The 23,331-nt window shown below is 48.3% G+C and carries 19 protein-coding genes; 9 read left to right on the top strand and 10 right to left on the bottom strand.

Annotation, left to right across the window (positions count from 1 at the left end; genetic code table 11):
* Entirely contained in the window at positions 1-702 is a 702-nt protein-coding gene (gene hutC / locus L8G48_RS09355) for a histidine utilization transcriptional repressor HutC (protein ID WP_248264344.1), read from the bottom strand.
* 122 nt (positions 703-824) lie between these two features.
* Between hutC and hutI the strand changes: the two genes are divergently transcribed.
* Positions 825-2,063 (top strand): imidazolonepropionase, encoded by a 1,239-nt coding sequence (hutI, locus tag L8G48_RS09360; protein ID WP_248264345.1) that lies wholly within the window; start codon positions 825-827, stop codon positions 2,061-2,063.
* On the opposite strand, the gene L8G48_RS09365 is transcribed toward hutI, so the two are convergent.
* Together L8G48_RS09365 and rraA are read right to left on the bottom strand one after the other, a co-directional pair.
* A complete protein-coding gene (locus tag L8G48_RS09365) occupies positions 2,014-3,063 on the bottom strand; it encodes a formimidoylglutamase (RefSeq protein ID WP_248264346.1) in 1,050 nt (349 codons plus the stop codon). The two genes, hutI and L8G48_RS09365, sit on opposite strands and share 50 nt — an antisense overlap.
* Positions 3,063-3,548, bottom strand: a complete 486-nt coding sequence (gene rraA, locus L8G48_RS09370; RefSeq protein ID WP_248264347.1) for a ribonuclease E activity regulator RraA — start codon at positions 3,546-3,548, stop codon at positions 3,063-3,065. The genes L8G48_RS09365 and rraA overlap by 1 nt, the downstream gene beginning before the upstream one ends.
* A 161-nt stretch (positions 3,549-3,709) precedes the next feature.
* Between rraA and L8G48_RS09375 the strand changes: the two genes are divergently transcribed.
* On the top strand, positions 3,710-5,779 hold the full coding sequence (locus L8G48_RS09375) for a putative bifunctional diguanylate cyclase/phosphodiesterase (RefSeq protein ID WP_248264348.1): 2,070 nt from the start codon (positions 3,710-3,712) through the stop codon (positions 5,777-5,779).
* 21 nt (positions 5,780-5,800) lie between these two features.
* Here the strand turns inward: L8G48_RS09375 and hslU are convergent, their stop codons facing one another.
* From hslU to priA, 5 genes are all read right to left on the bottom strand, one after another.
* Positions 5,801-7,162, bottom strand: a complete 1,362-nt coding sequence (gene hslU / locus L8G48_RS09380; protein ID WP_248264349.1) for an ATP-dependent protease ATPase subunit HslU — start codon at positions 7,160-7,162, stop codon at positions 5,801-5,803.
* A 1-nt stretch (position 7,163) separates the two neighbouring features.
* On the bottom strand, positions 7,164-7,721 hold the full coding sequence (hslV, locus tag L8G48_RS09385; RefSeq protein WP_248264350.1) for an ATP-dependent protease subunit HslV: 558 nt from the start codon (positions 7,719-7,721) through the stop codon (positions 7,164-7,166).
* An 83-nt stretch (positions 7,722-7,804) separates the two neighbouring features.
* The gene (locus L8G48_RS09390) at positions 7,805-8,371 is read right to left on the bottom strand and encodes an SPOR domain-containing protein (protein ID WP_248264351.1); all 567 of its coding nucleotides are present in this window, start codon (positions 8,369-8,371) and stop codon (positions 7,805-7,807) included.
* Between the two features lie 6 nt (positions 8,372-8,377).
* Positions 8,378-10,120: an arginine--tRNA ligase gene (argS, locus tag L8G48_RS09395; protein WP_248264352.1), complete on the bottom strand. Its 1,743-nt coding sequence runs from the start codon at positions 10,118-10,120 to the stop codon at positions 8,378-8,380.
* Between the two features lie 92 nt (positions 10,121-10,212).
* Positions 10,213-12,423, bottom strand: a complete 2,211-nt coding sequence (priA, locus tag L8G48_RS09400; protein WP_248264353.1) for a primosomal protein N' — start codon at positions 12,421-12,423, stop codon at positions 10,213-10,215.
* Between the two features lie 164 nt (positions 12,424-12,587).
* On the opposite strand from priA, the gene rpmE reads away from it, so the two are divergent.
* Positions 12,588-12,806 carry a 50S ribosomal protein L31 gene (gene rpmE, locus L8G48_RS09405; protein ID WP_248264354.1) on the top strand — a complete coding sequence of 73 codons (219 nt, stop codon included), beginning with the start codon at positions 12,588-12,590 and terminating at the stop codon, positions 12,804-12,806.
* 241 nt (positions 12,807-13,047) lie between these two features.
* Positions 13,048-14,292, top strand: a complete 1,245-nt coding sequence (locus L8G48_RS09410; protein WP_248264355.1) for a malic enzyme-like NAD(P)-binding protein — start codon at positions 13,048-13,050, stop codon at positions 14,290-14,292.
* Here the strand turns inward: L8G48_RS09410 and metJ are convergent.
* The gene (gene metJ / locus L8G48_RS09415; RefSeq protein ID WP_248264356.1) at positions 14,289-14,612 is read right to left on the bottom strand and encodes a met regulon transcriptional regulator MetJ; all 324 of its coding nucleotides are present in this window, start codon (positions 14,610-14,612) and stop codon (positions 14,289-14,291) included. The genes L8G48_RS09410 and metJ overlap by 4 nt on opposite strands.
* Positions 14,613-14,786: 174 nt before the next feature.
* Here metJ and L8G48_RS09420 point away from each other — a divergent pair, with 174 nt between their 5' ends.
* Positions 14,787-17,228 carry a bifunctional aspartate kinase/homoserine dehydrogenase II gene (locus L8G48_RS09420; RefSeq protein WP_248264357.1) on the top strand — a complete coding sequence of 814 codons (2,442 nt, stop codon included), beginning with the start codon at positions 14,787-14,789 and terminating at the stop codon, positions 17,226-17,228.
* 22 nt (positions 17,229-17,250) lie between these two features.
* Here L8G48_RS09420 and L8G48_RS09425 read toward each other — a convergent pair whose 3' ends face one another.
* Positions 17,251-19,713, bottom strand: a complete 2,463-nt coding sequence (locus L8G48_RS09425) for a penicillin-binding protein 1A (protein WP_248264358.1) — start codon at positions 19,711-19,713, stop codon at positions 17,251-17,253.
* 155 nt (positions 19,714-19,868) lie between these two features.
* Between L8G48_RS09425 and L8G48_RS09430 the strand changes: the two genes are divergently transcribed.
* Genes L8G48_RS09430 through L8G48_RS09445 form a run of 4 tightly spaced genes read left to right on the top strand, consistent with a single transcriptional unit; the run spans position 19,869 to position 23,290 of the window.
* Entirely contained in the window at positions 19,869-20,693 is an 825-nt protein-coding gene (locus tag L8G48_RS09430) for a hypothetical protein (protein WP_248264359.1), read from the top strand.
* Positions 20,681-21,205 (top strand): PilN family protein, encoded by a 525-nt coding sequence (locus tag L8G48_RS09435; RefSeq protein WP_248264360.1) that lies wholly within the window; start codon positions 20,681-20,683, stop codon positions 21,203-21,205. The genes L8G48_RS09430 and L8G48_RS09435 overlap by 13 nt, the downstream gene beginning before the upstream one ends.
* Positions 21,198-22,025 carry a hypothetical protein gene (locus L8G48_RS09440; protein ID WP_248264361.1) on the top strand — a complete coding sequence of 276 codons (828 nt, stop codon included), beginning with the start codon at positions 21,198-21,200 and terminating at the stop codon, positions 22,023-22,025. The genes L8G48_RS09435 and L8G48_RS09440 overlap by 8 nt, the downstream gene beginning before the upstream one ends.
* The gene (locus tag L8G48_RS09445) at positions 22,022-23,290 is read left to right on the top strand and encodes a type IV pilus secretin PilQ (protein ID WP_248264362.1); all 1,269 of its coding nucleotides are present in this window, start codon (positions 22,022-22,024) and stop codon (positions 23,288-23,290) included. The genes L8G48_RS09440 and L8G48_RS09445 overlap by 4 nt, the downstream gene beginning before the upstream one ends.
* Positions 23,291-23,331 lie beyond the last annotated feature (41 nt).

The following is a 23,331-nucleotide window of genomic DNA, read 5'->3' on the forward strand; positions in this document are numbered from 1 at the left end:
TTACTCCTTAAACGTTAAATGGCCGCCCAACTTAAAGCGGGAGCCCGGGTGGGTCAGTGTGGCAAAGGTGACCACGCCACCTGAACTCCAGGTGCGGCGTAAAATTCTGAGACAAGGTTCGTGACGGTCGATATTTAAGTACTGACATAGAGTACTAACCGGCAGAATGGCTTCAATTTGATGACTGGCTTCGGTTAGCGGGCTGACCACGCATAAATACTCATGTGGGGTCACTTTGGTGTAATCCTGTTTAAGATAATCCGGCACCAGTTTGGGGTTCACGAAGCGCTCTTCCAGTTGCACTGGCAGGTCGTTTTCATAATGAGTGATCAACGAATGAAAAACCGGGCTGCCTTCGTCCAGCTCCAGCGCTTCCGCTATCTGAGCTGTAGCAATTTGCTCTTTTAACAAATGCACTTTTGCGCGGTAATAATTACTGCGCGAACGCACTTCATCAGCAATATTGCGAATAGCCATAAAAGAGGTCTGTGACTTAATGGGCGCAACGTAAGTGCCGGAACCCTGAGTACGTATCACCAGGCCTTCATCGGCCAGTTCCTGCAAGGCTCTGCGCGCGGTCATACGACTCACCGAAAACTGTGTTGATAACGCATTTTCTGAACTGACGGGGTGGTTTTCAGGCCACTCACCGGACTCAATCTTCAAATAAATATGCTGTTTTATCTTTGAAAATTTATTCATCCCGACCCCAATAAAAGGTTACATGAGTCAATACTTATGAGGGTGAAAGTTTAGTGCAAAGCAATTGTCTATACAAGTTGCTTTTGCTATTCTTTTATCAAAACCAATATTTAAGGACTGTTATGCAACGTATAGAAAATATCAACGCAGCGACCATGAACGACGATAAAGGTTATGGCCTTATCCAGAACGCTACAGTCATTATTAGTAAAGGAAAAATTGAGTTTGTCGGAGCCGCTTTTGATGCCCCCGCTACTCCCACTGCAGAAGTCATTGATGGCAACGGCGGTTTGTTAACTCCCGGGCTCATCGACTGCCACACACACTTAGTCTGGGCAGGCTCTCGTGCCAACGAATTTGCGCAACGCCTGCATGGTGCCAGTTATCAGCAAATTGCAGAACAGGGCGGCGGCATAAAAAGTACGGTAAAAGCCACTCGCGAAGCCTCACAAGAAACATTACTGGAACTGGCCCTAAATCGTGCAGAGGCACTCATGTCACAAGGGGTTACCAGCATTGAAGTAAAATCCGGTTATGGTCTGGACTTAGAAAATGAACGTAAACAGTTAACCGTGGCACGCCAGTTAGCCGAGCAGTTACCGGTCAACATCAGGACAACCTTACTGGCAGCGCACGCGGTGCCACCGGAGTTTAGCGAGAATGGCAACAATAACGCCGACGGCTACATTGATGAGATTATCCGGACTATTTTGCCAACCCTGACAAACGAAGGTTTGGTCGACGCCGTTGATGCCTTTTGTGAAAGCATTGGCTTTAGCCCGGCACAAACCGAAAAAATGTTTAAAGCGGCAAAAGAGCTGGGCTTACCCATTAAGCTTCATGCGGAGCAAATTACCAACCAGCATGGCGCAAAACTGGCAGCAGGATACCAGGCGTTATCGGCTGATCACCTGGAGCAGCTAGATGAAGAAGGCGTTATGGCTATGGCGGAAAGTGGCACTGTGGCGGTGTTACTACCCGGCGCCTTTTATTTTCTGCGAGATACGCAAAAACCACCAATTGAATTACTTCGCAAACACGGTGTCCCCATGGCCATTGCCACTGATGCTAACCCGGGTTCATCGCCTATCCACAACTTGCCGTTAATGCTACAAATGGCAGCCACTTTTTTCCATATGACGCCGGAAGAGTGTTTGCGTGGGGTAACAAGAAACGCGGCCAAAGCCTTAGGTGAAACCAAGCGTGGGGTTATTGCCAAAGGCTGCTATGCCGATTTAGCGTTGTGGCAATGTCAGGACGCCGCTGAGTTAACCTACCAGTTTGGTGTTAACCCGCTCAAAACCTTATGGTTTAACGGCGTCGCTCACGACCGTGTAAGTAAGCCGTGGTCAGCTCGCTAAGCAACTGCCCGCAAATTTTCATGCCTTCGTCGAAGCCAGCGCTGCATAAAGACGGCGCGGCTTCGGCCAGGTGCAGATAACGCGCTTCTTTTTCCTCCGCCAGGCGTTTAACATACTGAAACCCTTGCGCAAGGCTCAAGCCAACGTAGTTCACTGCGCTGGCAGGTACCGCGTTTAATGAATCCACATCCACTTCGATACCTAATGGTCGCTGCCAGGCAACCGCTTTTGCCACCACTTCGTCCATGACTTCAGCAAATGGACGTTCATACAAGCGATGAAGCGTATGATAGCGCATGCCGGCATCCTGCAGTTGGCGCAGACTACTGGCGGAGTTTTTGCCCTGATGCAGGCCGACAATATGGTAAAACTCCAGCGCACCCTCCATATAAGCATAGCTAAACCCGTTACCGGAATGGCGACCTTCTCGCGGACGAAAATCGGCATGCGGGTCTAAGTTAACCGCACCACAGGCTTCACCGGTAACATTATGCAAGCTCTTCAATAACGGATACGCGTTATTGTGCCCCCCTCCGATAACAATAACCTCAAAACCTTGCTCAAATAATGGCGTCAGAACTTTTGCGACCCGGGCATCAATCTGTGCGCAAAGTTCTCTTAAGGCGGCTAAGTCATGCGCGTTTGACGCATCCAGTTCAGCCGCCTCAGCATTTAGATCATCACAGTTCACCGCACCAACCAGCAGGAGTTCATGCGTCGACAGTAAGCCGGTTTTCTGCAAGTTCAGAAAACTCTTTAAAAATGACTGCCAGCCATCATCCGCACCGGCACGACCAAGATTAGCGCGCACGCCAATACTTTCCGGAATACCCACTAGCGCGACCCGTTGGCCGTCTTCCCATGACGCAGCCACACTCTCTTCGTAAGTTCCCTGCTCGGAGAGCCCTCGAATGGCCTGACCAATTTTAGTTTCCTGTTCGCGTACCGTTACCCATTTTGCCGGGTCGGTTAATTCTAAAAATGAAATCTCAGTCATCATTATTCAATATCTAATGGCTCCGGCGACAAAATAACACCGGTGGTATCAACGTAGAGGTGATCATCCTGCAAGAATGTAACACCACCAAAATTAACCGGCACATTCAGTTCACCGACACCGTCGCTAGTCGCTCCCACAGGAATCGAGACAACCCCAACAATACCAATGTCCAGCTCTTCCAGCGCGTCGACTTCACGCACGGCTCCGTAGCAAACAATACCTTCCCAGTCGTTATCCATGGCTTGTTCCGCAATGGCGGCATCAACCAGCGCGCGACGAGCGGAACCGCCACCGTCAATTAATAGCACCTTACCACCGCCATCTGCCGCAACAGTCTCTTCAATCAGGCCTTTGTCTTCGTGACATTTAATAATAACCAGACGCCCGCCAAAAGAACTGCGGCCTCCGTAAGGCTCAAACATAGGTTCAACCACATCGACCATATCGGGGTATAAATCGCAAAGTTCTGAAGTGTTGTATTCCATGGTTGTGTTCCTGACGTTGCTATAGCGGTAACAAGCAGTATACCTGCTATCCGGCGTCGACAAAAGTAAGCCAGACAGAAGTAACGAAACCCTTGAATTATAGAATAAAAACCCGTTTAATCTAACCAACTAAAATAATAATAAAGTGAATAGCTATTTTCATGCCTCAGCTTGACCTAATAACAAGTCTGGCAATAGAGACTTTTGCGCACGCCATTCAGGCGGTTTTCCTTATCGGTTTCGCATTGTTACTCATGTATTACCATCGCTACTATCGGCGTGAGTACTTGCAATACTGGTCGTTTGCCTGCTTTGCCTTTGGCCCCAGTGAGCTGATCCGGGCCTTTCTGGCCGGCAGCGCGATAATAGCCCCGGAATCAGCCCTTAGCTGGTCCAGCGGTTTACAGGGTATATCATTAACCTTTCATTATTTGGCAATTTCTTTCGTTGTGTTAGGTGCAACTTGTGCCATTTTCAATAGTAAACCGCAACAATACTGGCAATACTTAGCTTATGGCATCTCACTTTTAGCCGGCATTATTTCTTATTTTTGGCTGGATCCCGCCATTAGCTCTGTAGGCAGCACCCCTAGTTCTGGCTTCATGCGTTTTTTAGTGACCGGAGCTACTCTGATAGTCATTGGTCTCATTATGTGGCGGAAACTGGGAGCGGGAGTTGGACCTAAACTGGTCTCGGCCGGTTTCCTCAGTATCGGCCTAAAGAATTTTCTGGTCTTAGCCGCCATGTTTTCACTATCCGGTAGTGCCGTTGACTGGATCCTTAGTTTTCAGTCACTGTTAACCGTTATTATTGTTGCGGTGGTTATCGTCGGCATTATTATCTGGTTGTTAGAGTCGGAACGAAATACCGCTGTTCGCGCCATCCAGAGAGCCGAATATTTACACACCCACGATGCCCTCACCGGCGTTTCCAATCGCGAACAGCTGGTCAGTAAAATCCCTCTGTTTATTGAATATTGCCGCGGTAACAATCGCCACTTAACCATCGTACTCATTGGTATCAGCCGTTTTAAAGTGATCAACGAAAATATAGGCATTCGCGGGGGAGACCAGGTTCTGAAAGAAATAGCCCGACGCCTGCAAAATTTCGCTAAACAACCGTTGACAGTTGCACGCATTAGCGGCGATGTGTTTGCCATTGCGTTTGATCACCTAAAAAGCCGAAGTTTGATAGAAGAACTCGCATCGCAACTTCAGGATACACTCAGCAAGCCAATTGACATTGGTGAAAAGAGCCTGAATATTGCCGCCGGGATTGGAGTTTCCCGGTATCCTCAACACGGCAGTCGTTCCGAAGTGTTGCTCAATAAAGCAACCATAGCACTCACTCAGGCTAAGCAGTCGCACCAGCCCATTGTTACCATTTATCAACGGGGCATGGATGAGATGTACTCTTATCTGGTTGATATGGAGCCAGTGTTACGTAAAGCCATGCGGGAAAATGAATTTACCCTGTATCTGCAACCCCAATTCGATTTTGATCATCAGCAACTTTGTGGTTTTGAAGCGCTCATTCGTTGGCAGCACCCGGAACGAGGCTTACTGACACCGGCGGAATTTTTACCCTATATTGAGCAATTAGGACTTTCCACCGAGTTAGATGACTGGGTACTAGACCATGCCGCCGCTATCCTGACTTCGTGGCAGGAAAAGTTTGGATGTTGTTGGCCCGTTGCCGTTAATTTATCGGCACCCCAATTTCAGCATTTTCAGCTTATTGAAAAAATGAAACGGCTACTGCAAGACTACAACATTTCTCCCGAATGGCTGGAGCTGGAAATTACCGAAAACGTTGCTATGTCCGATTTACACAATGGCATGAGTGTTATCCAGCGACTGCGGGAAATGGGTTTTGGTATCTCCATTGACGATTTTGGCACTGGCCATTCTTCACTGGCTTATCTTCGCTCACTGCCCATCAACAAAATTAAAATAGACCGCAGTTTTGTCAGTGAACTGCAGCAAAACGATAACGATGTAACCATATTAAAAGCCATGATCCGCCTATCACATGGTTTGGGGAAACGGGTTATTGCTGAAGGTATCGAAACTCAGGAACAGCAAGACATACTGCAGAAACTGGGTTGCGACATGATGCAAGGCTACTTTTACTCACCACCTATGAGACTGCAATTTGCTGAGCAATTAATTGAGCGTCAAATGCAGGACAATAAAAAGCCGTTGCCTCCGGGGGAGTTCGCAACGGCTTAGCTTTATTGACGGACAACGCTGCTACAGAATAAAGCGGCTTAAATCTTCGTTCTGCGACAACTCGCCGAGATGCTCGTTAACATAATCAGCGTCAACCTTCAGCTTGTCGCCATTGTGGTCGGTTGCATGAAACGAAATTTCTTCCATTAATCGTTCCAGTACCGTGTGTAAACGACGCGCACCGATATTTTCGGTGGTCTCGTTTACATGAAACGCCACTTCGGCTATGCGTTGAATGCCTTCTTCAGTAAAGCTGACCTCAACCCCTTCTGTATTTAACAGTGCATGGTACTGAGTGGTCAGTGATGCACTGGGCTCGGTCAAGATACGAACAAAGTCACCGCTGGTTAACGCGTCCAGCTCGACCCGAATTGGCAAACGCCCCTGCAACTCAGGAATAAGATCCGACGGTTTGCTCATCTGGAACGCGCCCGAAGCAATGAACAGAATATGATCGGTTTTGATCATACCGTGCTTCGTATTTACCGTAGTCCCTTCAACCAAAGGCAGTAAGTCACGCTGCACACCTTCGCGGGAAACATCCGGTCCGCTGGTATCGCCGCGCTTACACACTTTGTCAATTTCGTCCAAAAAAACAATACCGTTTTGTTCTACCGACTCAATCGCTGCTTCTTTCACCTCGTCGGGGTTCAGTAATTTCGCTGCTTCTTCTTCCACTAGCTGCTTATAAGCGTCTTTAATCCGTATTTTCCGCGGCTTAGTTTTTTCATTACCCATGTTCTGGAACATATTCTGCAGCTGCGAGGTCATTTCTTCCATGCCCGGCGGCGCCATAATTTCAACGCCCATTTGTGGCAGGGCTAAATCTATTTCAATTTCTTTATCATCCAGCTGACCTTCACGTAATTTTTTACGGAATATCTGACGCGTACCGCGCTCGTCTTCATTGCCTTTGCTTTCGCCTTCTTCCTGCTGCTGCTGAGCCCAGCCAGAAAAAGATTTTTTAGCCGGTGGCAACAACACATCCAAAATGCGCTCTTCTGCGGCTTCTTCAGCGCGGTAACGTACCTTTTGCATCATCTCTTCACGGGTCTGTTTCACGGCAACGTCGGTTAAGTCTTTAATAATGGACTCAACCTCTTTACCGACATAACCCACTTCCGTGAACTTAGAGGCTTCTACTTTAATGAAAGGCGCTTTCGCTAACTTTGCCAAACGCCGGGCGATTTCTGTTTTACCAACACCGGTTGGGCCTATCATTAAGATATTTTTAGGGGTTACTTCCTGACGCAGCTCGTCATCCAGCTGCATACGACGCCAACGGTTACGCAGGGCAACGGCAACCGCACGCTTTGCTTTATCCTGACCAATAATGTGTCGATTTAATTCGTCAACAATTTCTCTTGGGGTCATCTCAGACATCTTATTTTTTCCCCTGCTTGGTTTTGTCTTCAGCAATCGACTCTTCTTCTTCAATGGTCTGGTTGCCGTTGGTGTATATGCAAATATCGCCCGCAATAGCCAGCGCTTTTTGCACAATATCGCGAGCATTCAAATCGGTATTTTCCAGCAAAACTGTTGCCGCTGATTGGGCAAAAGGCCCGCCGGAGCCAATTGCAATCAGGTCATTTTCCGGCTGCACCACATCACCATTACCGGTAATGATTAGTGACGTTTCTTTGTCAGCAACCGCCAACAGTGCTTCTAACCGGCGTAAAGCGCGGTCGGTACGCCAGTCTTTAGCCAACTCCACGGCGGCGCGCATCAGGTTTCCCTGATGTTGTTCAAGTTTGGATTCAAAGCGTTCGAAGAGTGTGAAAGCGTCTGCGGTTCCGCCGGCAAAGCCTGCCAGCACTTTATCGTGATATAAACGACGCACTTTGCGCGCGTTGCCTTTCATTACGGTGTTACCCAGAGAAACCTGGCCATCCCCGCCAATTACAACTTTGTCGCCGCGGCGAACAGATACGATAGTAGTCAAATCAAGACCCTCTTGTTTGTCTTAGTGACGTCAATGATAAGTATTTGAGGGTCTCTATTGTATTTTTCAATGGTGAGTGCCGACTAATCGATGTTCCAATTCCAGATAGCGCAACCAAATACTTGATTCCGCTGCAGTTTATGGCGGTCACGTTCAGCATCCCTTTTGGTTTCATAAGGACCCAGAATAACCCGGTACCAAAGACTATTACTGCCCTCGGTTGCCCGCACCTGAGATTCCAAACCAGCCATAGCAATTTGTGCGCGCAATCTTTCAGCGTCGGACTGCTGGCGAAAAGAACCGCATTGCATAAGCTTTGGCGGGCCCACTTCAAGTTCGGGTACATCCACTTGTACTTCTTTGCTTTTCAGCTCTTCAATGTAACGCCAGCGTTCAGCCGACTTTTCGGGAAGTAAGTCGGCCGGTGGTGGTTGCACCTGTGGCTGTTCAACCTGTTCAGACTTACCGCTAATTTGCACCAGAATATAAGTAAATAAGGCGATTAAGGCAACCGCGATGACAACCACAAACCAGGGTACGGGTTTACGATTAGCGACGGGTTTTGCACCACGCTGTTGCTTTTTATTGCTTCCCTTTTTTTTAGTCGGCTTACGTTTGGGCGACTTTGGCTTACGATTCGCGTAATCCATAGTCCGTTACATTTTCTCCAGAGTTGGAATGCCCAGCAATTCCAGACCTTGCTTCAGCACATTAGCCGTTAACATCGACAATTTCAGGCGGCTGTTACGAAGCGCTTCGTCTTCCTGGTTCAAAATTGGGCAGGCTTCGTAAAAACTGGAGAAGCGACCGGCCAAATCAAACACAAAACCACATAAGAAATGCGGCATGGCTTTATCCTGAACCTGATGCAGTACTTCGTTAAAACGAACCAGCTGATTCGCAAGCGCCAGCTCACGCTCATCGCTCAGAATAATGTCTGCGTTACGGTCAAAAGCGGTGTTGCCTAAGCGGTCAAAAATACTGTTCACCCGGGTGAACGCATAAAGTAGATATGGCGCGGTATTGCCTTCAAAAGTCAGCATGTGGTTCCAGTCGAAAATGTAATCGCTGGTGCGGTTTTTCGATAAATCAGCGTATTTGACCGAGCTAATACCGATCACTTCAGCAACATGTTTCTGTTGCTCATCGGTCAAATCTGTCGTTTTCTGTTGCAGCAATTCTAGTGCGCGACGTTCCGCTTCATCCAGCAAATCAGCCAACTTAGTTACGCCACCGTCACGGCTTTTATAAGGTTTACCATCTTTCCCCATCACCGTGCCAAACCCGTAGTGGTTCAGTTGTATGTCGCCTTCAACAAAACCGGCTTTGCGCGCCAGCGTAAAAATTTGGTCAAAGTGCAGGGCCTGACGCGCATCGACAAAATACATCAGGTGGTCACCACCCAGTTCTTTTTGACGGTATTCAATAGCGGCTAAATCGGTTGTGGCGTAAAGGTAACCACCGCCTTTTTTCTGCACAATAATAGGCAACGGCTCGCCTTCTTTACCTTTGTATTCCTCCAGGAACACGCACTGCGCGCCCTGGTCTTCGGTCAGCAGGCCTTTCTCACGCAAGTGTTCAATAACGCCCGGTAATTTGTTGTTGTAGGCACTTTCTGCCATCACATCTTGCCGAGTCAGTTTAACGCCTAAACGGTCATAAACGTCCTGGCAATGGCTGAGCGAGACATCAATAAACTGGTTCCAGAGTTTCAGGCAATACGCGTCGCCCGACTGCAGCTTAACCACCAGCTGACGCGCCCGGTCAGCGAACTCTTCGCTTTCATCAAAACGCTGCTTAGCGGCTTTATAAAAGGTTTCCAGGTTGCTCAGCTCATATTCTGCCGACTGATTATCCAGCGCTTCCATATACGCTAAAAGCATACCGAACTGCGTACCCCAGTCACCCACATGGTTCTGGCGAACCACTTTATGGCCTAAAAACTCGCACACACGTGATACCGCATCGCCAATAATAGCGGAACGTAAATGGCCTACGTGCATTTCTTTGGCCAGATTAGGCGAGGAGTAATCAATGACGATGGTTTTGCTCTGGTCCGCTTTATCAACATTCAGCCGGTCACTGTTCAACATCGCTGTTAATTGATCTTTGAGCTGATCCTGCGAAATAGTAAAGTTAATAAAGCCCGGCCCGGCGATATCCATTTTCGCTAACAGAGTGTTCTCAGGAACCGCTTCAACAATAGCCTCAGCCAGCTGACGAGGGTTCGATTTGGCCGGTTTTGCCAACATCAACGCCAGATTAGTCGCAAAGTCACCGTGCGATTTGTCTCGTGGTCGATCCAACTGAATATTGACTGAATGATCCGCCGGAATTTTACCCTGTGCTTTAAGTTGACCAATGGCTTCGGCCAGCAACTGTTCAAGTTGTTCTTTCATTAATGCGACTACCTGTATGAAACATCGAAGAAGAAATTCAAGCCGCTTAGTTTAATCGCTCCGCCCGATAAAAAAAACCGCTTAAGTGTTAATCAGCTGAAGTCTTGAGGGTCAATGTCCAACGACCAGCGCACTTTTTTCAACAGTGGCAACGCGTTAATCTGCGGCAGCAAGTGTTCAATCAACTGAAAACGTAATTTTCGTGACTGACAATGTAGCAGCAATTGATAGCGGTAACGACCGGCTTTACGCTCCATCAATGCTGGCATAGGCCCTAACAAAAACGCCCCCTCTACTTGTGGCATTAATTGCTGAATTTGAGTCATTGCCTGCACCACCGAGTCTTTGTCCGTTGCTTCAGCCCGGAATAATGCCAGGTAGGAAAACGGGGGTAATTCGCTTTGCTGTCTTTCAGCAAGCGCTGTTAAGGCAAAATGTGAATACCCGTTATTGAGCAAATCCTGAATTAAATCGTGTTCCGGATGGTGCGTTTGCAGTACCACCTTGCCCGCTTTGTGCTCCCGCCCGGCGCGACCGGCCACCTGAGTATACAGCTGGCCTAATCGCTCTGCGGCCCGAAAATCGGCGCTATAAAGTGCACCATCAACATCCAGCAGCGCCACCAGCGTTACATGTGGAAAATGATGCCCTTTGGCCAGCATTTGCGTCCCCACCAACAGCGGGTACTTATTGTTGGTGGCTTTTTGTAGATAATCGTCCAGTTGACCTTTGCGGCGGGTCGAGTCGCGGTCTATGCGCAGTACGCCACGCCCCGGAAACATCTCTTGCAGGCTGTGCTCAAGCTGCTCCGTGCCCACGCCGTGCGAAATTAGGTGCGTGGAACCACAGGAGCCGCATTGCTTAGGTATACGCTGCTGACTACCACAGTGGTGGCACTGCAGCTGCTGATGAGCTTTATGCACAGTGTAATAAGCGTCACAGCGATGACATTGTGCCAGCCAACCGCATTCGTGGCACATTAACGCTGGGGCAAACCCCCGACGATTAAGAAACAACAGCACCTGGTTACCACGCTCTATCTCCACTTGAATCTGTTCCTGCAGCGCTTTAGAAATACCCGCTTTTACCGGCTGTTGTTTTAGGTCAATGAGTTCGTGTTTGACCATTTGCGCGCCACCGGCACGCTGACCCAGCTTTAACCAATGAAAACGTTTGCTGACCGCATTATTCAGTGTTTCCAGCGAAGCTGTTGCACTGCCAAGAACCAAAGGAATATTCAGTAACGAAGCCCGTTTAATAGCAATATCGCGGGCATGATAACGAAAACCATCTTGCTGCTTATAAGACAAGTCATGCTCTTCGTCTACTACAATCAAACCGAGTTTCTGACAGGGCGTAAATACCGCCGAGCGGGTACCGATAATAATGGCGGCATGGCCATGTTTCGCATCCAGCCAGGTGTTTAGACGTTCGCGGTCACTCATGCCCGAATGCAACATCACCACCGGCGCGTCAAAGCGTTCTTCAAAACGCTGCAGTGTCTGTGGGGTCAGCCCAATTTCCGGTACCAGCACCAATACTTGTTCGCTGCGTTCCAGTATCGGCTCCATGGCCTGCAAATACACTTCCGTTTTACCACTGCCGGTAACGCCTTCCAGTAACAAAGTGCTGTGTTGCTGTTGCTGACTGATGGTGGAAACCGCTACCGCCTGCTCGGTGTTTAATGCATGACCTTCCTCTCGCAATACCGAGCTTTGCTGTTGCCAGCTCTGCGGCTTCGCCGGCTGCTGCTCACGGACTTCAACCCAGCCTTTATCCTGCAAGGTACGAAGCACTGCCGAGGTCACGCCAATATCGTTTAAATCACTGCGCCTCAGTGGCTTATGCTTGAGCGCTGCCAGAACTTGCTGCTGTCGTGCTGCTCCTTTTAACTCATTAATTGACTGCGTCCGGCCTAAATCGGTCAGCGCATAAAAGGTTTCGGTCAAATATTCCGGTGCATCGCCTTTGCGCAGTAATACCGGCAGGCTATTGGCCGCAACGTCGCCCAGTGAATGATGGTAATAGTCGGCTGACCAGCGCACCAGCTGCCAGATATCATCCGGCCAGAGTCTTTGCTCATCCAGTACCGATGCTACCAACTTCAGCTCAAACTCAGGCGTTGCATCAGCAGCCTCGCTAACCACATATCCGACTAACTGACGCTGCCCAAAAGGCACGCGCACGCGCACTCCCTGCGACAGTGGTTCGACACTTTTGCACAGGTAATCATAGGTTTGTCTGAGCGGTAAAGGCAGTGCGACTTTATAACGTCGTTCACTGCCCGTATTGGCTTGCTTCATGGCTCTATTCTGGAGCGCTACCGCGCAGATTACAAGGCAGTAGATTGTTCTTGATCACAACATTAATATCGCTTAAAATATTCGGCTCTTAAATCATTGTTGTTTTACGCATGGTGTTCGGCTTTGGATCGAATGGCGATGCGGCCCATAACTGAGGTAACCCCATGAAACAAGGTATTCATCCTAAGTACGAGACTTTAAAAGTCAGCTGTTCTTGCGGTAACACGTTTGAAACACGTTCAACCCGCTCAGAAGATTTACACCTGGACGTCTGTTCAGAGTGCCACCCGTTCTACACTGGTAAGCAACGTGTTATGGACACTGGTGGGCGTGTTGACAAATTTAAGAAGCGTTTTGGTGCTCTGGGCAAGAAAGAGTCTTAAGAAAACCTATAGAAAACGCTGCTTAACAGCAGATTTTAAGAAAAAGGCGCTAAACAGCGCCTTTTTTTGTGCCTGTTTCTCTAAAAGGCCTGTTGTTAAAGAAAAGTTACCCGGTGCTTTTTTAAACACCCTTTAAATTTATATTACCTTAAAAGCTCTGACCGAGGAGGTAAGATTTCTTTATTCACATAAAAGCGATAGACTGATTAGCATTCTGATAACCAAACTCAGGTATCACTGTATGAAAGATTTTCGCCAACAGGCACTGGACTACCACGAATACCCAACACCGGGTAAGATTTCGGTCGAACTTACCACCCCCGCAGAAACCAGCAAGGATATGGCTCTGGCATACAGTCCGGGCGTAGCAGACCCCGTACGTGAAATTGCACAGGACCCGGATAACGCCTACCGGTATACCGCCAAAGGCAACATGGTGGCGGTTATTACCAACGGAACGGCCATTCTGGGTTTGGGTAATTTGGGACCACTGGCATCAAAGCCAGTCATGGAAGGTAAAGCGCTGTTGTTTAAACGGTTTGCCGGACTCGACTCCATTGACATCGAAGTCAGTCACCGCACCACGCAGGACTTTATCAATACGGTCGCAAATATTGCTGATACCTTTGGCGGTATTAACTTAGAAGACATTAAAGCGCCGGAGTGCTTTGAAATTGAACAGGCCCTAATAGAACGCTGCAACGTGCCGGTATTCCATGACGATCAACACGGTACTGCCATTGTTACCGCAGCCGGCATGCTGAACGCACTGGAAATTCAAGGTAAAAACCTGGCTGAATCACGCATTGTTTGTCTGGGTGCCGGCGCCGCCGCTATTGCCTGTATGGAGCTTCTGATTAAATGCGGCGCCCAGCGTGAACACATTTATATGCTGGATTCAAAAGGCGTTATTCACACTCGTCGCGACAATTTGAACGAATATAAGCAGCTGTTTGCGAACAACACCGATAAGCGTACGTTAAAAGATGTGATTGAAGGCGCGGATATTTTCGTCGGGGTTTCAGGGCCAAACTTGCTTAGCGCAGATGAGTTAAAACTGATGGCAGCTAACCCGATTCTCTTCGCCTGCTCTAATCCGGACCCGGAAATTAAACCGGAAGTCGCTATGGCAACACGCAGTGATCTGATTATGGGAACCGGACGTTCCGATTACCCAAACCAGGTAAACAATGTTCTCTGTTTCCCGTTTATGTTTCGCGGGGCGCTGGATGTTCGCGCTACGGCTATTAACGATGAAATGAAAGTAGCCGCGGTGGAAGCGATTCGTCAATTGGCAAAAGAGTCCGTGCCTGATTCAGTGTTAACAGCGGCCGGTGTCCAGGAATTAAAATTTGGCCGCGATTATATTATTCCTAAGCCAATTGATCCGCGTTTATGCCAGCGGGTAGCGCGGGCAGTTGCTGAAGCAGCAGTAAAATCCGGCACCGCTAAAATCGATTTACCGGAAAATTATATGCAGGATTAATCGTCCAGCTCTTCGTCCGTCGGGATGGGCAAGTCTCGTGCTTCCAGCTCTTCCCGCACAGCCTTAGGTATTTTATTCGGATTCGATTTCTGTAAATCTTCATCTTCCGGCAGCGGCTGACCGGTAAAAGCGTGTAAAAACGCCTCACACAGAAGTTCGCTGTTGGTAGCATGACGCAAATTATTAATTTGACGACGGGTTCGCTCATCGGTGAGCACTTTAAGCACACGAGTCGGAATTGAAACCGTCACTTTTCTAACCTGCTGACTCTTACGCCCATGTTCAGCATAAGGATAAATGTATTCGCCGTTCCATTTCATTGTTATTGTCCTGCTATATAACAAAACCACATAAGTTATAATGAATTGTACCCGACTGAGCGACCCCGTCAAATTTTATCCGTCTAGATGGCTAAAAGTTACTGACATTTGCCCAACAATATTTTAGCCTTAGTAATACTAACCCAGTTCAAGCGAGTAGTTAAGGAAGGCGGAATGACAACAATCCAGCTCACTGAAGAGCAAAAACAGGCTGTTGCCGACAGTGTTCAGGTACACAAGTTTGGCGGTAGTAGCCTGGCCGATGCCTTTTGTTATCGGCGCGTGGCGCGCATTGTGACCGAGTATGCCGGCGCCAGCGATCTGGTGGTGGTATCTGCCGCCGGAGATACCACCAACCGCATTCTGGCCATTATTAATTCGAAAACTCAGCCCGGCGATACCGCCAGTATTCTGCTCGATCAGTTAGAACAATTTCAGCAAGGGTTAATCTCTGAACTTCTCAGTGGTGACCTACAGCAACGGTTACTGCAATTATTGCAGCAAGACTTTAAACGTTTGCGTGACTGGTTGGCCGGTCACGAGAAAATCACTCACAATGCCGAACTACTCGCTTATGGTGAGCTTTGGTCTGCACGTTTGTTATCAGCGCTACTGCAAAAACAAGGCACCCGCGCCGACTACATTGATGCCCGTGACTTTTTATTGGCCGCCGATGCTCCCGAACCCGATATTCAAGTAGCACATTCGCGTGAAAAGTTATTACAACGAGTGGCTCCTCATTCTGGCACACGTTTTATTGTCACTGGTTTTATCGCTCGCGGTTTAAAGGGTGAAAGCTTAACTCTGGGCCGCAACGGCAGTGATTATTCTGCAACATTAGTTGGCAGCCTGCTGAACGCTCGCCAGGTTACCATATGGAAAGACGTTGCCGGTGTTTATTCGGCGGACCCCCGTAAGGTTGAGCGCGTTGTCAGTTTACCCACACTGGACTGGACCGAAGCCGAAGAATTAGCCCGGCTTGGCAGCCCGGTATTACACCCCAGAACCTTTCAACCGGTCGACCGTCAACGCATGGTGATTTCTGTGCGCTCCAGCTTAAAAGTTGAAAATCAGCAAACTTGTATTGGTCAGTTTCAGAATACGCAGCCTCGTGGAAAAGTCTTCACCTCATTGTCCGAGGTTGTCTTGTTTAAGGTTGAACTGCGTGACAAAAACTTAGTTAAGCGGCTGGATGAACTTGAGCTGGAACCGCTGGTCAGTTGGACCGAACCGGAAAATCATCAGCAATATTTGGTTTTTCACCAGAATCATCTGGAGTATCTGACCGGCTGGCTGGACAGTCTGGACGCGGGTAATGCCATTACCCAGATGCGTGGTTATTCTATGGTCGCCATTGTCGGTAACCGTATTCAGGAAACGGACCAGTTCTCTACCTTTAAACGGCAACTTTCAGAGCAGAAAGTGCGGCGCTTTGCTCTGACGCAAAATGGTGATTCCGCAATCGCAATTTTGGAGCAAAAGCTCGACAACCGTTTGCTTAACCGCCTGCATAGTCAGATGTTTAACTATCGCCGCAGCCTGGGTGTGTTGGTTATTGGACGTGGCAATATTGGTTCAGCCTGGCTGGAGTTGTTCAGACAGCAGCGCGACCGTATAAACCAAGTAATGGATGTTCGCGTTATTGGTATAGCCAACTCGCGCCGTTTATGGCTGGACTACAACGGCGTTGAGCTCAGCCAATGGGCGAATGATTTCGGTCGTCTTGCGCGGCCTTATGTATTGACCGAGTTACTGCGGGAACTGCCCAATGCACCCTATGACGAACTCGTGGTTATTGATTTAACCGATGCCAAACAAATAGCGCAGCTGTATCCCAGTTTATTCGCAAACGGTTTGCATATTATCAGCGCCAACAAACGCGCAGGCTCGGCTGATGAGGCACTGTACCGGGAAATTCGTACCATTCAGCAAGAATACGAGCGTGAATGGCTTTACAACACCACTGTTGGTGCAGGGCTCCCGTTAAATTACGCCATTAATGACTTACGTAATTCTGGTGATGAGATTCGCAGTATTTCCGGCATTTTCTCCGGAACCATGTCGTGGTTGTTTGAAAGTTTTACCCAAGGTGTCGCTTTCAGTTCGTTGGTAAAGGAAGCCAAAGAACAAGGTTACAGTGAGCCTGACCCGCGTGAAGATCTCTCGTGTCAGGATCTCGTCCGGAAACTGCTGATTCTTGCACGCGAAATTGGCTTAAAACTGGACTGGCAGGACATTGACGTAAAAAGTCTGGTGCCGGAGCATTTACGTGACCTGCCACTTAGCGAGTTTATGCAGCGCTTATCAGAACTTGATGAGCCTATGACAGCCATGCTTGACGAGGCAGCCAAAGACGGCAAAGTGCCACGACTACTGGCCAGCTTTACAGTGAATGATGAGCAACGGGTGACCGCTCAGGTTGGCATTGAGTACATTCCAGAAGGGGATATGCTGGCAAACTTAATACCCGGCGAGAATATCTTCGTTATTTACACCGACTGGTATTCTGAAATGCCATTAGTGATAAGTGGTCCGGGTGCCGGTAAACACGTTACTGCCGGCGGTGTGCAGTCCGACTTAAACCAGTTGCTGAGTAAACTGGCGGTGGGAGCCTAACGCTCCCACTCGTTTTTTCTGACTAGAACAAGCCGTCGTCATCGTCCCCAAAAATATCACCGTTCGAGTTACCGTTGCCACGGCTGTACTCTGTCGGCTCTGTTCCCCGAATAAAGTATTCAAAGCGCGTTGTGTAATCACTTTTGTGCGAGAGCTTGCCACTTTCTAAATCAATGCGGACATTCACCACCCCCGGCGGAATGCCAAATTCACGTGACGGGTAAAGCGGCACTGCTTGTTCCATAAACAAGATCCAACCCGGTAACGCCGTTTTTGCACCCGCTTCACCACCCGTTATTGCTTGCTGACTGGAATCAACTTCAGGGTGTTTCGAAGTACGACCCAATTTTCTGGAAACATCGTCAAAACCAACCCAGACAGCAGTTGCTAAGCCTGATGTAAAACCTGAAAACCAGGTATCACGAACATCGTTAGTCGTACCGGTTTTACCGGCAATGTTACGACCAACGGCCGCCCTAATCGGTTTGGAGCGCTGAATACGCCAGGACGTACCATTCCAGCCAGTGCCATTAGCCCAGCTACCACCGCCCCAGACGGCAGAGTTCATTGCCTGCTCAACCAAAAATGCATTCTGTTCGCTAATAACTTGCGGAGCCGGCTTATCACAGTCAAAGCAGGCACGCACCGGCGTCGTTTCCTCGATGACATTGCCGTCGGCATCTTCAATACGCTTTATGAAGTACGGCTCTACTAAAAAGCCGCCATTTGAGAAAGTTGCAAAAGCTCTGGCTACCTGCATAGGAGTCATTGACAGAGAACCCAGCGAGAGTGACTCGTTTTCCGGAATTTTCGAGCGTTCCAAACCAAACTTAGCCAAGTGATCCGCTACATTTTTAACGCCCAGTTTACGAATTAAACGAACAGAAACCACGTTTTTTGATTTAGCCAGTGCTTTACGTAAACGAATAGGGCCTTCATACACTTCCGGCGAGTTCTTTGGTCGCCAGGCGATACCGGAGCCAGGATTCCATTGATTAATAGGGGCATCATTAACCAAAGTTGCCAACGTTAAGCCGGCTTCAAAAGCCGCTGAGTAAACTAAAGGTTTTATGTTTGAACCTACCTGTCGCTCAGCCTGAAGCGCTCGGTTGTACTGACTCAACTGGAAACTGTATCCTCCAACTACGGCGGCTACGGCACCATCATCGGGCCTTAACGATACAATCGCCGAACTCGGTTCCGGTATTTGCGCCAGGCGCCAGGCGCTATTGTTATTGACCCGACGTAACCAAATAACGTGCCCCGGCTGCATGATCTCGGCGGCGGTTTCAGGCGGTGGTCCCTGACGTTGTTCATTAAGGTAGTCGCGAGCCCAATGCATCGCCTGCCAGGGTAAAGTAATTGCTCCTGCGCCTTTAATTATCACTTCTGCAGACTGTTCATCAACCGCTGTCACAACGGCGGGTTTTACCGCACCAATGACACGCAGCTGTTCCAGATATTGCCGGATAGCAGACTCTCCAACCGGTTCTTGTTCTTTGTCGGCAGACCACAACAAACTGACCGGGCCGCGATAACCATGGCGTTCATCGTAGCTATGGAGATTATCCCAAATGGCCTGTTGCGCCGCCAGCTGCACGTCGCTTCTTATGGTCGTATAAACTTTATAGCCTTCGTTATAAGCTTTTTCTTCGCCATAACGGTCGACCATTTCCTGGCGCACCATTTCCGCCAGATAAGGCGCATTAACCGTCACTTCAGCACCGTGACGACGGGCGGTCACCGCAACATTTGAAGCTTCTTCAAATTGGGCGCGGGTTATTTTCTTCTCGTCCAGCATACGCAGCAGAACGACCCGGCGACGCGCTTTTGAAGCAACCGGATTTGAAATAGGATTAAGGTTTGACGGTGCTTTAGGTAAACCCGCAATGGTTGCCATCTGAGCTAAAGTCAACTCCGACAGCGGCTTGCCATAATAAACCTGCGCCGCTGCACCAACACCATGAGCGCGGTGCCCAAAAGTTATTTTGTTCAGATAAAGCTCAAGGATTTCATCCTTACTTAATAGCTGTTCAATGTGAACCGCTATAAAAGCTTCTTTAATCTTACGCATCCAGGCGCGATCAAAGTTCAGGAAGAAGTTACGCGCCAGCTGCATGGTAATGGTGCTGGCACCTTCCTGAATTTCACCTGTCGTCAGTAGCACGCTAAACGCACGCGCGACGCCGATAGGATCAACACCAAAGTGTTGATAAAAGCGACTGTCTTCAGTTGCCAGAAAGGCATCGACAAGAGGTTGAGGTACATCGTGCAGTTCCACCGGAATACGACGCTTCTCGCCAAACTGTGAAATCAGTTCGCCGTCTGCTGTAAACACCTGCATTGGCGTTTGCAAACGAACATCCCGTAAGGTTTCCACGCTGGGTAATTCAGGCTTTACGTATAGATAGAGGCTGCCAACTGTTACCCCGCCAAGCACAAGACACACCAGCAAGGTGTAGATTAGCCGCTTAAACCACTTCAATTATCTGCTCCATAACTGCACTTTTATTACGCCAGTTCACTTAAGCTGCAATAACCGACATAAATCAGCTCTTAACTCTTACTGACTATTATGGCGGATTTTTGTTCACAACACTACGCTTGCATCTGGCTTTTCTACAATAAGGATATTGTCTAATGTCATTACTTCGCCAGCAACCGCTTGCGGTGCAAATTAATCGTGAAAGTTGTTTAGTTTTACAGTTATCGCGACAAGGTCAGCACTTTGTTGTCGAACACTTTTCGCAACAGCACAAAAGCAGCTTAAGCGACCAGGGATTAAAACGAGACAGCATTGTATCGGCGCTGGATTACAGCGCAACGCACTATCAAAAAATTCCTTTAGAGAAAGACCAGCAAGTGGAAGAGCAATTACTGCAAAAACTGCCGCCACAATTGAAAGCGAATACCGGTATAAGTTACGACTATTTTACCCATAGCTGTGAGCAGGAGGCAGAAGCGGTTATTGGTCAACGCTCTGCTCTGGAAAACTTGCTGACATTGCTGGCACCGTTGCAAATGCCGGTGCAGGTGGTAGAACCGGTTTATCAGTCGGTGGTACGTGCCACTAATGCGGTTCTTCCTTACCTTTGGCCGGATAATACCGTTTTTGAAGAGTCCATGAAGTGGGTCATTGTCGAGCTTCGTCAGCCACAATCTATTCTGCTGTATTGTGAAAGTGGTGTTTTTCAACGGTTAGAGTATGTTAATTCATCCAATTTAATACCTTTCCTGCTGTCTGCTCAGTTCGCAACTCAATCTCGCTGGATCATGAGTTTTGGCGACAAGGCCATGCAATCATCGCTCGGGCGACAACTTGCAGAGCAACAACATCTTAGACATCTGGTACTCTCAACGGCACCTTTTTTCGGCAACAACATAGCCCCCATTGTTTCTGCTTTAGATAACGAAATGGTGTTATTAGGTCTGGCATTGCGGGGGTTCAGTCAATGGCATCGCTAAACCTTCTTCAGTGGCGTGAAAAAAGCCTATGGCGGCGTTACCGGGGCCTGCACAGCCTGGGTATTTTGCTGATGTTCGTTGTCAGTTTTTTTGCCGTGCAATGGGTCACTTCTTACAGCGAATATCTTAGCCATTTGCATCAGCAGGTCACTGAACAAAGTGTCGCTTTAGAACAACGCAAACATCAACAACAACGCTGGTTAGCCTATCAACAACAACAGAAATCGCGGCAGGCCTTTAAACAGCAAAAGCACAATGATCAACTCAGGCTGGATACCTTATACGCTTTACTTAATAAGACCCAAACGTTGTTTCATCAGCGCGAGCTAATACTGACCGGTTCTCAGTTCAAACTGACAGCCGCGTATCAACAGATACAAGACGTTAATGACCACTATTTATGGTTAGAACATCAGTTGAATACGACAGCAATAAAACAGCAACTGTTACCGCAGCAACGCGTACAGTTCCTTTACACTGGCAAATTGAATAAGGCCGGAAGCAATGGCTAAACTCATACCAAATGTCGTCTGGTGTTGGCTCGCCGGCCTGCTGTTATTTACGTTAATAGCTGTCAGTGTCAGCTATTTTCTGACCGGTTACCAGGCAGAGCAGCTGAATAACACCCTCAGAAACCAGCATAAGCAACTGCGGCAACCGGCGCCTCAAGTTCCTGAACACAGTGGCACCATTTTGCCGGAACTACAGCGGGTTGATGTCGCCTCATTACTGACTCAGGCGGCAAAGCGGCAACATGTCGATTTATATTATCAGCAAAACTCGGAACGCTCAGATCAATGGCTGGTGGGCATTACTGGAAGCTACCAAAACGCTGTTCGCTTTATTGCCTCTATTTTGCAAACTCAGAAAGGTTCGCTTCAGCACTTTCCCTTTACACAAACGCTAAAATGGCAAGACAACGACCAGAACGGCGGTAAGCTCAACTGGCAGTTTCTTTGGTTAACGGCTGAAACGCCAATGCCATCAAATTTAAATGGCAACCCGCTGTTTAAAACTGAATTTCCACCGGTTCTTGCTGAACCTCTTAAGTGTTTGCGCAAACCCGATACACAGAGTGACATTAACGTCAGTGACTGGTCAGTTGTGCAACTACTGGGCACTCAAACTTCACCGCTTAAAAAAGCTTTACTGCAAATTCCCGGACAGCCAGTACTGACACTGACCGAAAATAGCTGGTTAGCCAGTCCGTTAATGCAACTGCGCAAAATTGAGCACAACTACGTAACGTTTAAACACTGGCAAAAAGAAGCTGGCTGCTGGTCGGCGAAAAATCTAACACTCTCTCTAACTCAGGATAATAACCCGCAATGACTCACATTAGATTTTCTCTTTTTATTTTCAGTTTTCTGCTCATGTTGCCCTTACAGCAAAGCCATGCAACCGATAACAGCTGGCAAAGTTTGCTTAGCGAACAACAGAGGTTACAGCCGGTTTCACTCAACACCAACAAAATGCCATTACGTCAGTTAATACAATTACTGGCTGATCAGCACCATTTGAACGTTTTTATCAGCGATAAAGTCAGTGGTGAGTCGAGCCTTAAACTGAACAATGTTGCCTGGCACAACGCCTTTGAAACGCTGCTTACCAGTCATGGTTTAAATATCAACGTGCAAGGCTCCATGTTGCGCATTGATGTCGCCGATAAAAACGTCACAGATAACAGCAGCCACCGCTCAATTTTACTGAGCGTCAACTTTGCTAACGCCAGTGACCTGGCTTCATTATTAAAAAATGAACAGCAAAGCTTTTTATCGCCAAATGGCGCGGTCAGTGTCGACCAGCGCACCAATACGCTTATTTTACGGGATACGCCTGAACAATTAGAGACCATTCGGCAGCTTGTCAATGAGTTGGATGTACCGGTTAAACAAGTGCTGATTGAAGCGCGCATGGTGACGGTAAAAGCCAATGTGAGTAAAGAGCTTGGTGTTCGCTGGGGAGCCTCCGAATATGGGTTAGCAATTCCCGAAGATGCGGGTAGCTTTATCAAAGGGATGCAGGTCGATCTGCCCGCAACAAATCCGGCCGGCACCTTCTCAGCTAATCTGGCCAGGTTAAGCGATGACATTTTACTGGATCTTGAATTAACGGCTTTAGAGCGGGAGAACAAAGCGGAAATTATCACCAGCCCCAAAATTTTCACTTCGAATCAACAACCGGCCTATATAGAGCAAGGCACAGAAATACCTTATGTCGAAACTGCCGCCCACGGTGCAACGGCTGTACAGTTTAAAAAAGCCGTTATGGGCTTAACGGTGACACCGCAAATTACACCCAATAATCATGTCTTAATGGAATTAACCATTACTCAGAACACCCGCGGTGATACCATTGCTACACCAACCGGCCCGGCCGTTGCTATCGACACCCAGGAAATGTCGACCCGGGTACTGGCAAAAAATGGCGAAACCATCGTTCTGGGAGGAATCTTTCAGGAACACAGCTTGAATGATGACAGTCGCGTCCCCATTTTAAGTTCGTTGCCGTTACTTGGGAGTTTGTTCTCACATCAACAGCAACGCAATGAAAAGCGGGAGCTGATGATTTTTGTCACACCGACGATATTGCCGTAAACTGAGTCCAAAAGCCGATTACTATTGCTAAACTGAACTCA

The organism is Idiomarina aminovorans (assembly GCF_023155095.1).
GTDB classification, from domain to species: Bacteria; Pseudomonadota; Gammaproteobacteria; order Enterobacterales; family Alteromonadaceae; genus Idiomarina; species Idiomarina aminovorans.